The organism is Microbacterium sp. PRC9 (genome assembly GCF_031844125.1).
In the GTDB taxonomy this organism is placed as follows: Bacteria; Actinomycetota; Actinomycetes; order Actinomycetales; family Microbacteriaceae; genus Microbacterium.
Genome location: NZ_JAUZUR010000006.1, coordinates 188,993 through 203,346, shown reverse-complemented (window position 1 = coordinate 203,346; position 14,354 = coordinate 188,993). Strand labels below are relative to the sequence as shown.

The following is a 14,354-nucleotide window of genomic DNA, read 5'->3' as shown; positions in this document are numbered from 1 at the left end:
GGTTGCGCACGCACTTCACAGCGCCGCGCACCACTGACAGTCTAGGCGCGATGGTCGGCGCCGCTTGAGAGGGCCCGAGAAGCGGCATCCCCCCTCCGGTATCTCCACCGGAGAACACGGATGCCGGGACGGATGACACCGCCAGGGCCCGGAGGAGAACGTGACGATGTCTGATGTGCTGATCGATCGCCCGGAGCTGGACAGCCTGGGTGTCTACGAGTTCGGGTGGCATGATGCCGACGCCGCGGGCGCCGTGGCGAAGCGGGGCATCGACGAGTCCGTCGTGCGCGGCATCTCGGCGCTCAAGAGCGAGCCCGAATGGATGCTCAAGACCCGGCTGAAGGGCTATCAGCTGTTCGGCCGCAAGCCGATGCCGACCTGGGGCGCGGACCTCAGCGAGATCGACTTCGACAACATCAAGTACTTCGTGCGCTCCACCGAGAAGCAGGCGCAGTCGTGGGAGGACCTCCCCGAAGACATCCGCAACACGTACGAGAAGCTCGGCATCCCCGAGGCGGAGCGTCAGCGCCTCGTCGCGGGCGTCGCCGCCCAGTACGAGTCAGAGGTCGTCTACCACCAGATCCGTGAGGACCTGGAGCAGCAGGGCGTCATCTTCATGGACACCGACACGGCTCTGCGCGAGCACCCGGAGTTCTTCGAGGAGTACTTCGGCACGGTCATCCCCGCGGGCGACAACAAGTTCGCGGCGCTCAACACCGCCGTCTGGTCGGGCGGATCGTTCGTCTACGTGCCCCCGGGTGTGCACGTCGAGATCCCGCTGCAGGCGTACTTCCGGATCAACACCGAGAACATGGGCCAGTTCGAGCGGACGCTCATCATCGCCGACGAGGGCTCGTACGTCCACTACATCGAGGGCTGCACGGCCCCGATCTACAAGAGCGACTCGCTGCACTCGGCCGTCGTCGAGATCATCGTGAAGAAGAACGCCCGCGTGCGTTACACGACGATCCAGAACTGGTCGAACAACGTCTACAACCTCGTCACCAAGCGCGCCGTGGCGCACGAGGGCGCGACGATGGAGTGGATCGACGGCAACATCGGCTCGAAGGTCACGATGAAGTACCCGTCGATCTTCCTCATGGGCGAGCACGCCAAGGGCGAGACCCTGTCGGTCGCCTTCGCAGGTCCGGGCCAGCACCAGGACGCCGGCGCGAAGATGATCCACATGGCGCCGTACACGCAGTCGTCGATCGTCTCGAAGTCGATCGCCCGCGGCGGCGGCCGCGCCGGTTACCGCGGCGAGGTCCGCGTCGACGCCAACGCGCACCACAGCGCCAACACCGTGCGCTGCGATGCCCTGCTGGTCGACACGATCTCGCGCTCCGACACGTACCCGGCGATCGACATCCGCGTCGACGACGTGCAGCTCGGCCACGAGGCCACCGTCTCCAAGGTCAGCGAAGAGCAGCTGTTCTACCTCATGAGCCGCGGCATGCCCGAAGACGAGGCCATGGCGATGATCGTGCGCGGCTTCATCGAGCCAATCGCGCGTGAGCTGCCCATGGAGTACGCGCTCGAACTCAACAAGCTCATCGAGATGGGCATGGAAGGATCCGTCGGCTAGATGAGCCCCACCACCGAGGCCCCCACCGTTCCCGGCGCGAAGGGCCACACCGATGGCGCCGGTGCATTCGTGCCCGTTCAGACCCGCTCCGAGCGAACCTGGTCGTTCGACCCGACCGCCTTCGAGGCGCCCACCGGCCGCGAGGTCAACTGGAAGCACACGCCTCTCGCGAAGCTCCAGGCGCTGCTGTCCGACGAGACCGGACGCCCTGGCGTCATCGAGGTCGACGTGGACGCGCCCGACAGCCTCGTTCAGGAGCGCCTCCGCGTGGGCAGCGCGCCCCGCGGCGAGGTGTTCCGCCCCGAGGATCTGCCCAGTGCGATCGCGTGGAAACAGGAGACCGAAGCCCCGCTGCTGCGCATCCCTGCCGGCGCCGAGTACTCCACGCCGATCGTCGTGTCGCTGAACGGCACCGGCGGACTTGCCCATGCGCACGTCGTGGTCGAGGCGCAGGCGAACTCGCACGCCACGGTGGTCTTCCGTCACACCGGCACTGCCCACCACGCCCAGAACGTCGAGATCATCGTCCGCGAGGGCGCCCACCTCGAACTTGTGACGGTCCAGCGGTGGGACGACGACGCCGTGCATCTGGCGTCGCACCAGGCCCGCGTCGAGCGCGACGCGACCCTGCGTCACGTCGTCGTCAGCTTCGGCGGGGACGTCGTGCGGATCAACCCGAGCGTCGAGCTCGCGGGCACCGGCTCGCGCGCCGAGCTCTACGGACTCAGCTACTCCGACTCGGGGCAGCACCTCGAGAGCCAGGTGTACCTGCACCACAAGGGCGCCGAGACCTCCGGCGACGTCCTGTACAAGAGCGCCCTGCAGGGCGCCGCGGCGCGCACGGTCTGGATCGGCGACGTCCTCATCGGACCGGACGCCGTCGGCACCGATTCGTACGAGGCCAACCGCAACCTCGTCCTCACGGAGGGCGCGCGCGCCGAGTCGATCCCGAACCTCGAGATCGAGACGGGTGACATCCGCGGCGCCGGCCACGCCAGCGCGACCGGACGCTTCGACGATGAGCAGCTGTTCTACCTGCAGGCCCGCGGCATCACCGAGGACGAGGCGCGACGTCTCGTCGTGCTCGGATTCCTCGCCGAGATCGTGCAGAAGATCGGTGTCGAAGACCTCGAGGCGGAGCTGTTCGCCGCCATCGAGGAAGAACTCGCCAAGGAGGCCGGCCTGTGACCGCTCAGCGTGTATGCGCCCTCAGCGACCTCGTCCAGGACGAGGCCACCCGGGTCGAGGTGGACGGCGTCGCGATCGCCGTCGTGCTCGACTCCAACGGCGAGGTCCACGCGATCGGCGACGTCTGCACCCACGGCGACATCTCGCTGTCGGAAGGCTTCGTCGACGGCGAGTCGCTGGAGTGCTGGGCCCACGGCTCGGCGTTCTCGCTGCGCACCGGCAAGCCCCTCAACCTCCCCGCGTACGAGCCGGTCCCGGTCTTCGCGGTCACCGTCGACGGCGATGACGTGCTCATCGACGCGACCGTCAAGCTCGAAGTGAACTGAAGAAGGTACTGAAGAATGTCTGTTCTCGAGATCCGCGACCTCCACGTGACGGTCGAGACGGATGCCGGCACCACGCCGATCCTCAACGGTCTGACGCTCACGATCCGCACGGGTGAGACCCACGCGATCATGGGCCCCAACGGCTCCGGCAAGTCAACGCTCGCCTACACGATCGCCGGACACCCCAAGTACAACGTCACGAGCGGCTCGATCTCGCTCGACGGCGAGGACGTCCTCGCGATGTCGGTCGACGAGCGTGCGCGCGCGGGCCTGTTCCTCGCGATGCAGTACCCGGTGGAGATCCCCGGCGTCACCGTCACCAACTTCCTGCGCACCGCGAAGACCGCGATCGATGGCGAGGCGCCGTCGATCCGCACGTGGACGAAGGACGTCAAGGCGTCGATGAAGAACCTGCGCATGGACCCGAAGTTCGCGTCGCGCAACGTCAACGAGGGCTTCTCCGGCGGCGAGAAGAAGCGCCACGAGATCCTCCAGCTCGAGCTCCTCAAGCCCCAGATCGCGATCCTCGACGAGACCGACTCGGGCCTGGACGTCGACGCGCTGAAGATCGTGTCGGAGGGTGTGAACCGTGCCAAGGCCGAGACCGACCTCGGTGTGCTGCTCATCACGCACTACACCCGCATCCTGCGCTACATCGCTCCCGACTTCGTGCACGTCATGGTGAACGGGCGCATCGTCGAGGAGGGCGGACCCGAGCTCGCCGACCGCCTCGAGGACGAGGGCTACGACCGCTTCCTGCCTGCGGGCGAAGCGGAGCCGGCCGAAGCCCCCGTGGGCAGCGAAGCGTAGGATCGACCTATGACGGCGACCCTCACCCCCGAGAAGTACGACGAGGTGACCGAGGCTCTCAAGGACGTCATGGACCCCGAACTGGGGATCAACGTCGTCGACCTCGGCCTCATCTACGATCTCGCCTGGGACGACGAGAACGACGCGCTGGTCATCCACATGACCCTCACGTCGGCCGGGTGCCCGCTCACCGACGTGCTCGAGGAGCAGACGGCTCAGGCCCTCGACGACATCGTCGAGCGGTTCCGCATCAACTGGGTGTGGATGCCGCCGTGGGGCCCCGAGCGCATCACCGACGACGGGCGCGACATGATGCGCGCGCTCGGCTTCGCGATCTGACACTCCCTGACGCCTGGCGGTCGTTGACGCGGCCCCGGGGGCGTGTGCCACACTCGGCACATGTCGGGCAGCAGCAGACGTATCGTGTCCGCGGTCGGTGTCGCCGCTCTGATCCTGGTGGGCGCCACGGCGTGCACCTTCGTCGACGCCGCGTCGGAGGCCACGCCGAGCCCCACCGCGACGGTGAATCCCGACCCGGGAGCTGACGCGCTGGCGACGGTCACGCCTGCGCGGGTCGATGCGGCGGTCGACGATCTCGCGTCCTCGGTCGCGACGGCGATGGATGCCTCGGGCACGCCGGGCATCGCCGTCGGCGTCGTCTACCAGGGCGAGGTGCTGTACGCCGAGGGGTTCGGCGTCCGCGACCTCGACAGCGAAGACCCCGTCGACGCCGACACGGTGTTCGCACTCGCGTCGGTATCGAAGTCGATCGGCGCGAGCGTCGTCGCCCGGGCCATCGACGAGGGCTATGTCTCCTGGGACACCACGGTGGCCGACCACCTGGACGGCTTCACCCTGTCGGACCCGTACGTCGGCTCGCACGTGACGATCGCCGACATGTACGCGCACCGGTCCGGGCTCTTCACGCACGCAGGCGACGAGCTCGAGGAGATCGGCTACGACCGCGCGACGATCCTCGACAGGCTGAGCCTGATTCCGCTCGCGCCGTGGCGCGCGACCTATGCGTACGGCAACTTCGACATCACGGCGGCGGGTGAGGCGGTCGCAAGTGCCGCCGGCGAGGACTGGGCCGGCCTGTCGGAGCGACTGCTCTACGAGCCGCTCGGCATGACGTCTACGAGTTCGCGCTACGCGGACCTCGAATCGCGTGAAAACCGCGCGCTCGGTCACATCCAGCTCGACGGCGAGTGGGTCGTCACGCCGGACCAGCGCCGGCCCGACGAGCAGTCGCCGGCGGGCGGCGTCAGCTCGAGCGTCACCGACCTCACGACCTGGCTCTCGATGCTGCTGGCCAGCGGCGAGCACGACGGTGAGCCCTTCATCGAGGCGTCCTCGCTCCTGCCCGCGATGTCGCCGCAGATCGTCGGATCGCCGCCGTCCTCGTTCGGGTCGCGGGCCGGCTACTACGGCTACGGGTTCAACGTCGGCACGACGGCCGGCGGCCTGGTCGACGTCAACCACTCCGGGGCGTTCCTCCTGGGCGCCGGAACGGTGTTCAAGCTGCTGCCGGGCGCGGGCCTCGGCATCGTCGTGCTGTCGAACGCCTCTGCCAACGGCGTGCCGGAGGGCATCGCGGCGCGCTTCCTCGACATCGCGCAGTACGGCTCGGAGCGCCGCGACTGGCTGCCGCTGTTCATGCAGGTCTTCGCGGGTGAGTCGGAGCCGTTCGGCTCGCTCTTCGGCGAGACGGCGCCGACGGATCCGGATCCCGCACGGGCCCCCGAGGCGTACACGGGGGAGTACGCCAACGAGTACTTCGGTCCGGCCACCGTCGCGCTGGTGGGCGACGAGCTCGAACTGTCGCTCGGGCCCACCGGTCGGTGGGCGCTCGAGCACTGGTCGGGCGACGAGTTCGTCTTCCGCCCGTTCAGCGAGAACGCCCCGCCGGGGTCGATCTCGAAGGCGACGTTCGACGGCGACACCCTCGTCCTGGAGTACTTCGACCAGCACGACCTCGGCACCTTCACACGGTGACTCACTCGGGGGCGCAATCGCGCCGGCTCGGTAGGGTCGAGGGGTGAGCGTCACCCCCCTTCGAGCCCTGCCCATCGACGAGCTGCGTCAGCGCACGAGCACGAAGTGGCGGAAATACGGGGAGGACGTGCTGCCGTTCTTCGTCGCCGAGACGGACTACGCGCTGGCGCCGGCGATCACCGAGGTGCTGACCCGGGCCGTGCAGCTCGGCGATACCGGCTACACCCCGCCGGAGCCCGGCGTGCGCGAGGCGTTCGTGGGGTTCGCCGCGCGTCGATGGGGCTGGAGCGTCGACCCGTCCCACGTCTTCTGGACCGGCGACGTGATGATGGGCGTCGTCGAGATCCTCCGGCGTGTGATCGAGCCCGGTGACCGCGTCGTCGTGATGCCGCCGGTGTATCCGCCGTTCTACGACACCGTGGAGGAGGCGGGCGGCGTCGTCGAGCGCGTGCCGCTCGTCGCGGGCGTTGACGGGTGGGAGATCGACCTCCTCGGCGTGGAGGCCGCCCTGGCCGGCGGTGCGCGGGCAGTGCTGCTGTGCAACCCGCACAACCCCACCGGCACCGTGCACACGCGGGAGACGCTGGCGGCTCTGGCGGACATCGCCGAAGGGTTCGCAGCGACTGTCGTCAGCGACGAGATCCATGGGCCGTTGACCTACGCCGAGAAGCCGTTCACGCCGTTCCTCTCGGCGTCCGACTCCGCGGCGCGCGTCGGCTACGCGGTGACCAGCGCGAGCAAGACGTTCAACCTCGCCGGCCTCAAATGCGCCGTGATGGTGGCGGGTGGCGACCCTCAGGCCAAGGAGCTGCGTGCCCTGCCATGGGAGGTCGAGTGGCGCACCGGCCTGTTCGGGGCGCTGTCGAACGTCGCCGCCTACTCGGCGGACAGCGACGAATGGCTGGCGAGCCTGCTTGCGGCCCTCGATGCGAACCGGATGCTGCTGGCCGACCTCCTCGCCGAGCACCTGCCCGACGCGCGCTACCTGCCTCCCGATGCCGGCTTCCTGGCGTGGGTCGACCTCTCCGCGTACGGCTGGGGGGAGAACCCGGCTGTCAAGGTGCTGCGCGATGCGAAGGTGGCGCTGCACCACGGGCCGCTGTTCGGCACCGAGGGCAAGGGCTACGTCCGCATCAACTTCGGCTGCGACCCGGACCTGCTCCGCGAGGCGGTGGAGCGCGTCGGCGCCCTGGCGCGATCGTGACGGCTGAGCCGGAGTCCGCGTCCGCCACCGGGATCTGGCAGGGTCGATTCCTCTGGGTGACCGTCGGCGCCGTCGCGCTCATCTTCCTGGCGGCGATGCAGTCACTCGCCGTCACCACAGTGATGCCGGTGGTGAGCGCCGACCTCGACGGCGAGCGCCTGTATGCCGTGGCGTTCGCGGGCACCCTGGCGACGAGCGTGATCGGCATGGTCGCGGTCGGCGCGTGGTGCGACCGCGGCGGCGTGCTCGCCCCGCTCAGCACCGCCGTCGCGCTGTTCGTCGTGGGCCTTCTCATCGCCGGATTCGCCTTCACCATGCCGGCGCTGGTCGCCGGACGTCTGGTGCAGGGCCTCGGCACCGGCGGGCAGACCGTGGCCCTCTACGTGGTCGTCGCCCGCGTGTACCCCGGCGCGATGCACGGCCGGGTCTTCGCCGCGTTCTCGGCGGCGTGGGTCGTGCCGTCGCTCATCGGCCCGTTCCTCGCCGGCGCCGTGACGGAGTTCCTGCACTGGCGATGGGTGTTCCTCGGCGTCGCAGCGCTCACCGTGGTGGCGTTCGCCATGGTGGTCGCCCGCCTGCACGGACTCCCGCTCGACACCGATGAGCCGTCGACGGCCCGCATCGCACCGCGCCTGGCGTGCGCGGTCGCGGTGGCAGTGGGGGCGCTCGGGCTCAGCCTGGCGGGCGAACTCGGAGCATGGGCGTGGGCGGCGGTGGCAGCATCCGTCGTCGTGATCGGCCTCGCGTCACGGCCACTGCTGCCGCGCGGCACGCTCGTGGCCGCACGAGGGCTGCCGAGCGTCGTGCTGATGCGCGGGCTCATCGCGGGTGCGCTCTTCGGCGCGGAGATCTACGTGCCGTACCTGCTGATCGACGGCTACGGGTTCTCGCCGACGTGGGCGGGGCTCGGGCTCACTGCTGCAGCGCTGGCGTGGGCGGTCGCCGCCGACGTGCAGGGGCGCTTCGGCGACCGGCTCGGCAACGCACGCATCACGCTCACCGGCACCGCACTGCTCGTGACGGCGCTGCTGGTCGCGGCGGCGACCGCGCACTTCGGACTGCACCCCGCGGTGCTCATCGCGGGATGGGGGCTGGCGGGCGGCGGCATGGGTCTCATGTACCCGCGTCTGACCGTGCTGACGCTCGCGTACTCGACACCGCAGAACCAGGGGTTCAACTCGTCGGCGCTGTCGATCTCCGACGCCGTCGGCTCGGCGTCCTCGATCGCCGTCATGGGGCTCGTGTTCACCGCGCTCGTGGGGACGGATGCCGGCTTCCCTGCGGTGTTCGGCATCGCCGTGGTGCTCGCGCTCGGCGCTCTGATCCCGGGCCTCAGGCTCGGGCACGCGCACGAGGCGCTGCGACGGGGTTGACGGATGGGGTTTCGACTCGCTTCGCTCGCTCAACCTTGAGCCGCGCGACTCAATTCTCCGCGCGGCCGAGGCGCCAGTAGCCCATGAACGCGACGGCGCGCCGGTCGACGCCGCGCTCGGCCACGAGATGGCGGCGCAGGGCCTTGATCGCGCCGGCCTCGCCGGCGAGCCACGCATAGAGGCGCGCGCTCTTCAGCGCCGCCCCGCCCTTGGCGGTGCGCGGCACCTCCCACAGGATGTCGGTGTCGATGTCGACTTCCTCGACGTCCGCACCGGCGCCCGCGGGCGCCAGGCGGGCCGCCGCATCCGTCACCGACTCCACGAGGTGCGCGTGACGCTCGCCGTCCGCGCGCGCGCCGATGCGGTACTCGAATCCGGGATGCCGTGGCAAGTACGCGGCGTCGTCGGCGTGCGGCAGCTCCACAGCGACCACTCCGCTGGCGTCGCGGGGCAGCTGCTCGAGGATCGCGGCGATCGCGGGCGCCGCCGTCTCGTCGCCGGCGAGCAGGATCGAGTCGACGCGGGCCGGCGGCACGAAGTCGATGCCGAAGCTCACGCCGCTGTGGGCAGTGGTCGGCGCGAAGATGAGCACCTCGTCGCCGACCTGTGCACGATCGATCCAGTCGGAGGCCGGGCCGATCACGTCGTGCGAGACCATGTCGACGTCCACCTCGCAGAGGTGGTTGCGCACGTAGCGCGTCGTGTAGGTGCGGAACGGCAGGCGCTGCTCCTCGGGCAGCGCGCGCCACTGCGTGTACCAGTCGTCGCCGAGGGGCATCGCGTCGAGGCCGAGCGTGCGCGTGGGGAAGACGATCTTGATGCGCTGGTCGAGGCCCGGGTCGCCGTAGTCGGCGAGGTCGTCGCCGCCGAAGGTGAAGCGGCGGAAGCTGGGCGTCACGTCGGCGATGGCTGTCACGCGGGCGCGGAAGAAGCGGGAGGGTGCGTCGGTGCCGGTCATCTTCAGGCTCCTGTCGGCAGGGGAGTGGGGGCCGCGGCGAGCGGGGCCGCGGCGACGGGCACCCGAGGCGACACGTGGTGCCGGCCGCGGGGGAGGACGATGGGCGCGCCCGACACGGGATCGGGCACGACGAGCGCGTCGAGGTCGAAGACCTCGCGGATGAGTTCTCCGGTCATGACCTCACCAGGCGCTCCGCTCGCGACCACGCGGCCGGAGCGCAGCGCGAAGAGGTGGTCGGCGTACCGGGCGGCGAGGTTCATGTCGTGCAGCACCATCACGATCGTGGTGCCGCGGTCGCGGTTGAGGTCGGTGAGGAGGTCGAGCACCTCGACCTGGTGCGCGACGTCGAGGAAGGTCGTGGGCTCGTCGAGCAGCAGGATGTCGGTCTCCTGTGCGAGTGCCATCGCGATCCACGCGCGCTGGCGCTGCCCGCCCGACAGTTCGTCGACCGACCGGTCGGCGAGGTCCTCGATGCCGGTGGCGGCGAGTGCCTGCGCGACGACCTCGTAGTCGTGCGAGCTCCAGCGCGCCAGCAGCTTCTGGTGCGGGTGCCGCCCGCGTCCGACGAGGTCGGCGACGGCGATGCCTTCGGGAGCGATCGGGCTCTGGGGGAGGAGCCCGAGGGTGCGTGCGATCTCTTTCGTCGCGCGGCCGTGCAGGGCCTTGCCGTCCAGGATCACCTGACCCTCACGCGGCGAGATGAGACGCGCGAGCGCGCGCAGGAGGGTCGACTTGCCGCACCCGTTCGCGCCGACGATCGCGGTGATGCGACCGGGCGGGATCACGAGGTCGAGACCCTCGACGATCGTGCGGTCACCGTATGACAGCGTCAGGCCTTCCGCCGACAGGCTGTGGGAATCGGTCATAGCGAGCCTCCGGAGCGGTTCGTCCTGATGAGGAGGGAGATGAGGAAGGGGGCGCCGAGCACGCCGGTGACGACCCCGACGGGGTACCGGCTGTCGAAGGCGAACTGACCCAAGAGGTCTGACAGCTGCACGAGCAGCGCGCCGACGAACGCGGACGGCAGCAGCAGCGAGCCGCCGGGGCCGACGATACGCGCCGCGATGGGGCCGGCCATGAACGCGACGAACGCGATCGGACCGGTGGCGGCGGTCGCGAACGCCAGCAGCGCGACGGCCGCGACGATGACCACCACTCGGGTGCCCTGAAGACGGATGCCGAGGCTCGCGGCTGCGTCGTCACCGAGGCGCAAGACGTTCAGGTCGCGACCCTTCGCCAGCAGCGCCGGAACGAGCACGACGCTTGCGATCGCGAGCGGGAGCAGCGTCGACCACGTCGCCCCGTTCAGGCTCCCGGTGAGCCAGCGCATCGCCGCCTGCAGGTCGTAGGCCGGGGCTTTCGAGAGCACGTAGGTGACCGCCGCGTCGAGCATGGCGGCGACGCCGATGCCGATGAGGATCAGACGCGTGCCGGCGAATCCGCCCTTGTTCGAGAGCAGGTAGATGGCGAGGGCGGTCGCGAGGCCGCCCACGACGGCGAGCACGGACACCGCGGTCTCGCTGAGCGACAGGATGACGATGCCGAACACCGCCGCCGCGCTCGCACCGGCGGTGATGCCGATGATGTCGGGCGACGCGAGCGGGTTGCGCAGCATCGTCTGGAACGTCACGCCCGCGATGCCGAACGCGAATCCCGCGAGGATCGCGAGGACCGCGCGCGGGAGGCGCAGCTCGCCGACGGTGAACGAGGCGCCGGGCACGGTCTGCCCGAGGACGACACGGACGACCTCGTCGAGGCCGTAGAACGTCTGCCCGATCATGAGCGACGCGACGAAGACCAGCATGACGCCGACGGCGAGGGCGGCGGTCACGATGACCCGGCGACGGCTGCGGCGCCGTCGTCCGATGACGACCGCCTGTGCCGCGGGACGGAGGAACGTGTCGGTGCTCACAGCTCGCGCACCTTCTGCCTGCGGACGATCCAGATGAAGAACGGGGCGCCGACGAGCGCCGTGAGGATGCCGACCTCGATCTCGTCCGGGCGGGCGATGACCCGGCCGACGATGTCGGCGGCGACGAGCAGCACCGCCCCCGCGACCGCCGAGAACGGGAGCAGCCAGCGGTGGTCGGTGCCGACGAGCAGGCGGCACAGGTGCGGGATGATCAGGCCCACGAAGGCGATGGGACCCGCGATCGCCACGGCCGCGCCGCACAGGATGACGGCGCCCGCCGACGCGATGAGCCGGGTGCGAAGGACGTGCTCGCCGAGGCCCGTCGCGACGTCGTCGCCGAGCGCGAGCGAGTTCATGCCGCGTGCGCAGACGAGGGTGATCACCGCGCCGATCGCCAGGATCGGCAGGATCGTCCCGATGCGATCCCAGGTCGCGCCGCCGACCCCGCCGATCTGCCAGAACCGGAAGGTCTCGAGCAGGTCGACGCGGGGGAGGAGCACGGCGCTCACGAGCGACATGAAGGCGGCCGAGGTCGCGGCACCCGCGAGCGCGAGCTTGAGCGGCGTCGCTCCGCCCCGGCCGAGGGAGCCGACCGTGTAGACGAACACGGCGGCGCCGCCGGCGCCGATGATCGAGGCGGCGATGAAGGCGTAGGGGTCCGACATGCCGAAGAACGCGATGCCGATGACGACCGCGAGCGCGGCGCCGCCGGAGATCCCGAGGATGCCGGGGTCTGCCAGCGGGTTGCGGGTCACCGCCTGCATGGCCGCGCCCGACATCGCCAGCGCCGCGCCGACGAGGATCGCGAGCAGGGTGCGGGGAACCCGGGCCACCACGGCGGCCTGTGCAACCCCGCTGGTGTCGCCGCCGAGGCCGGCGAGGATGTCGCTGAGCGCGACGTCGCGGACTCCGAATGCCACGCTCGCGACGCAGAGCATCGCGAGCACCGCGAACGACACCGCGAGCCACGCCAGTCGCACCGCTGCCGGGCGCCGCAGGGTTGCGGCATCCGGCAGCGGCGTACGCGTCTCGGTGACAGTCACCCGATCGAGCTCCTGGCCTGTCAGTCGGCCGTGAGGGCGTCGTTGAGCAGCGCGAAGTACTCGTCGACGCCCCAGCCGATCGACAGCGGAGACGGGTTGGCCGAGGCGGCGAGCGGGGTCGCCTCCTCGAGGATCGCGATGCGGCCCTCGGCGATCGCCGGGATCTGCGACAGCAGCGGGTCCGCCTGCAGCTGCGCGATGATCGAGCCGCTCGCGTCGCCGTAGGTGACGAACACGTCGACGTCGGCGAAGCGGTCGGCCTGCTCGGCGCTCACGGCGGTGTAGAACTGCACGCCGTCCGACTCCTCCTCGACGACGGCCGGCAGCGGGAAGCCGAGGCCCTCGAGGAAGCCGGGGCGCGTGTCGAGGCTCGTGTAGAAGCCGATCTGGCTGAAGTCCGACGGGTCGATGTATGAGAAGAGCACGCGCGAGTCGGCGAGCTCGGGGTAGTTCGCGAGCGCCGCGTCGACCTCGCCGTGCAGCTCCTCGATGAGGGCGTCCCCCTCCGCCGCGAGGCCGAGCGCCTGCGAGTTGAGACGGATCATGTCCTCGTACGACGTGCCCCACGCGACCTCGGGGTACGCGACCACGGGCGCGATCTTCGAGAGGGTGTCGTACTCCTCCTGAGTGAGGCCGGAGTACGCGGCGAGGATGACGTCGGGCTGCGTGTCGGCGACCGCCTCGAAGTCGATGCCGTCGGTCTCGTCGAAGAGGACCGGCGTGTCGGCGCCGAGCTCTTCCAGCTTTTCCTCGACCCAGGGCAGCACGCCGTCGCCGTCATCGTCGCCCCACGTGACCTCGGCCATGCCGACGGGCACGACACCCAGCGCGATCGGCACCTCCTGGTTCGACCACGCGACGGTGGCGACGCGCTCGGGCTGGGACTCGATGACCGTCTCGCCGTACGCGTGCTCGATCGTGACCGGGAATCCGGCTCCGGAAGCGGAGTCGGCGGTGTCGCCGGTGCTGTCGGCGGTCGCGCTCGCGCACCCGGCGAGGGCGATCGCGGCGGCGGCGAGCATCGCGGTGGCGGCGGCAGGGCGGTTGAGGCGCACGGAATCCTCCGATGAGTTGTTAGGTAAGGATGCCCTTAGCGAGGGCGCGGTAAGGCCAACCTTACCCAGCCGTTTCCCAGATTGCGAATCCGTCGCGTCACGCTCCCGCGAACGCGAAAGCCCCCGGCCGTGCAGCCGGGGGCTTTCGAGAGACGGATGCCTCGGGGTCGAGGCATCCGTCTCAGTTCTTGCTCTGGTCCGCCTTGCGGACGAGCGCCCACGCGCCGGGGATGATCGCGGCGGCGAGGGCCGCCTTGATGAGGCCGCCCAGGATGAACGGGAGGAGGCCGACGGCGAGCAGCTCGCCGAACGAGTAGTCCAGGCCCATCACGACGTTGAGGATGAAGGCCATGTACGGGATGCCGAACAGGAACGGCACGACGCTCGCGGCGGCGAAGCCGAGGAACGCGAGCCCGGGGCGGCGGTCCCACGCGCGCTCGGCGAACCAGCCGGCGACGAACGCCGAGAAGATGAAGCCGATCACGAACCCGAAGCTGGGCTTGCCGATCGCGGCGACGGTGCCGGTGAAGCCGGCGAAGACGGGGAGTCCCGCGAGGCCGACGAGCATGTAGGTCGTGAGGGCGGCCGCACCGCGCCACGCGCCGAGCGCGGCGCCGACGACGATGACACCCAGCGTCTGACCCGTGATCGGCACGGGCCACAGCGGGATCTCGACCTGGGCGAGGAGGGCGACGATGGTCGCGCCGGCGATGACGAGTCCGGCATCGAGGGCGAACGCGCGAGCGCGCGAGGACGGTCGGGCGATGACGTCGGCGAGGACGCGACGCGTACCGGCGGAGGCGGTCGGAGCGGCGGCGATGGATGACATGGGACTCAGCCTAGGGGGAGGTCGGAGAGGGTTCTTGGACGGGATCCACGAATGATCGGCCGATCCGCTGTCCGCC

At 70.2% G+C, this 14,354-nt stretch carries 14 protein-coding genes; 8 read left to right on the top strand and 6 right to left on the bottom strand.

Translation table 11 applies throughout. The features are described 5' to 3' along the window. Nucleotides 1-166 precede the first annotated feature (166 nt). From sufB to Q9R33_RS14780, 8 genes are read left to right on the top strand one after another with little or no spacing between them, the layout of a single operon-like run. Nucleotides 167-1,585, top strand: coding sequence for a Fe-S cluster assembly protein SufB (gene sufB / locus Q9R33_RS14815; RefSeq protein ID WP_056367164.1), 1,419 nt, complete (start codon nucleotides 167-169; stop codon nucleotides 1,583-1,585). Then, on the top strand, nucleotides 1,586-2,773 hold the full coding sequence (gene sufD, locus Q9R33_RS14810) for a Fe-S cluster assembly protein SufD (protein ID WP_310246285.1): 1,188 nt from the start codon (nucleotides 1,586-1,588) through the stop codon (nucleotides 2,771-2,773). Beyond that, complete coding sequence (locus Q9R33_RS14805) at nucleotides 2,770-3,099, top strand: non-heme iron oxygenase ferredoxin subunit (protein ID WP_045298814.1); 330 nt, start codon at nucleotides 2,770-2,772, stop codon at nucleotides 3,097-3,099. Before sufD ends, Q9R33_RS14805 begins: the two co-directional genes overlap by 4 nt. Nucleotides 3,100-3,114: 15 nt before the next feature. Then, complete coding sequence (sufC, locus tag Q9R33_RS14800; protein WP_056367166.1) at nucleotides 3,115-3,909, top strand: Fe-S cluster assembly ATPase SufC; 795 nt, start codon at nucleotides 3,115-3,117, stop codon at nucleotides 3,907-3,909. Between the two features lie 9 nt (nucleotides 3,910-3,918). After that, a complete protein-coding gene (locus Q9R33_RS14795; RefSeq protein ID WP_045298811.1) occupies nucleotides 3,919-4,248 on the top strand; it encodes a metal-sulfur cluster assembly factor in 330 nt (109 codons plus the stop codon). Between the two features lie 60 nt (nucleotides 4,249-4,308). Then, nucleotides 4,309-5,904, top strand: a complete 1,596-nt coding sequence (locus Q9R33_RS14790; RefSeq protein WP_311294238.1) for a serine hydrolase — start codon at nucleotides 4,309-4,311, stop codon at nucleotides 5,902-5,904. A 43-nt stretch (nucleotides 5,905-5,947) separates the two neighbouring features. Further along, complete coding sequence (locus Q9R33_RS14785; protein ID WP_311294237.1) at nucleotides 5,948-7,108, top strand: aminotransferase class I/II-fold pyridoxal phosphate-dependent enzyme; 1,161 nt, start codon at nucleotides 5,948-5,950, stop codon at nucleotides 7,106-7,108. Continuing rightward, nucleotides 7,105-8,481 carry an MFS transporter gene (locus tag Q9R33_RS14780; protein ID WP_311294236.1) on the top strand — a complete coding sequence of 459 codons (1,377 nt, stop codon included), beginning with the start codon at nucleotides 7,105-7,107 and terminating at the stop codon, nucleotides 8,479-8,481. Before Q9R33_RS14785 ends, Q9R33_RS14780 begins: the two co-directional genes overlap by 4 nt. Before the next feature lie 49 nt (nucleotides 8,482-8,530). Here the strand turns inward: Q9R33_RS14780 and Q9R33_RS14775 are convergent, their stop codons facing one another. The 6 genes from Q9R33_RS14775 to Q9R33_RS14750 all read right to left on the bottom strand — a co-directional run bounded on the left by Q9R33_RS14775 (nucleotide 8,531) and on the right by Q9R33_RS14750 (nucleotide 14,278). Beyond that, nucleotides 8,531-9,439, bottom strand: coding sequence for a siderophore-interacting protein (locus Q9R33_RS14775; RefSeq protein ID WP_311294235.1), 909 nt, complete (start codon nucleotides 9,437-9,439; stop codon nucleotides 8,531-8,533). A 2-nt stretch (nucleotides 9,440-9,441) separates the two neighbouring features. After that, a complete protein-coding gene (locus Q9R33_RS14770) occupies nucleotides 9,442-10,305 on the bottom strand; it encodes an ABC transporter ATP-binding protein (RefSeq protein WP_311294234.1) in 864 nt (287 codons plus the stop codon). Next, the gene (locus Q9R33_RS14765) at nucleotides 10,302-11,351 is read right to left on the bottom strand and encodes an iron chelate uptake ABC transporter family permease subunit (protein ID WP_311294233.1); all 1,050 of its coding nucleotides are present in this window, start codon (nucleotides 11,349-11,351) and stop codon (nucleotides 10,302-10,304) included. Before Q9R33_RS14765 ends, Q9R33_RS14770 begins: the two co-directional genes overlap by 4 nt. After that, a complete protein-coding gene (locus tag Q9R33_RS14760; RefSeq protein ID WP_311294232.1) occupies nucleotides 11,348-12,394 on the bottom strand; it encodes an iron ABC transporter permease in 1,047 nt (348 codons plus the stop codon). The genes Q9R33_RS14765 and Q9R33_RS14760 overlap by 4 nt, the downstream gene beginning before the upstream one ends. 20 nt (nucleotides 12,395-12,414) lie before the next feature. Then, entirely contained in the window at nucleotides 12,415-13,449 is a 1,035-nt protein-coding gene (locus Q9R33_RS14755) for an iron-siderophore ABC transporter substrate-binding protein (protein WP_310246307.1), read from the bottom strand. Between the two features lie 181 nt (nucleotides 13,450-13,630). Continuing rightward, nucleotides 13,631-14,278: a biotin transporter BioY gene (locus Q9R33_RS14750; protein ID WP_056367174.1), complete on the bottom strand. Its 648-nt coding sequence runs from the start codon at nucleotides 14,276-14,278 to the stop codon at nucleotides 13,631-13,633. Nucleotides 14,279-14,354: the final 76 nt, after the last annotated feature.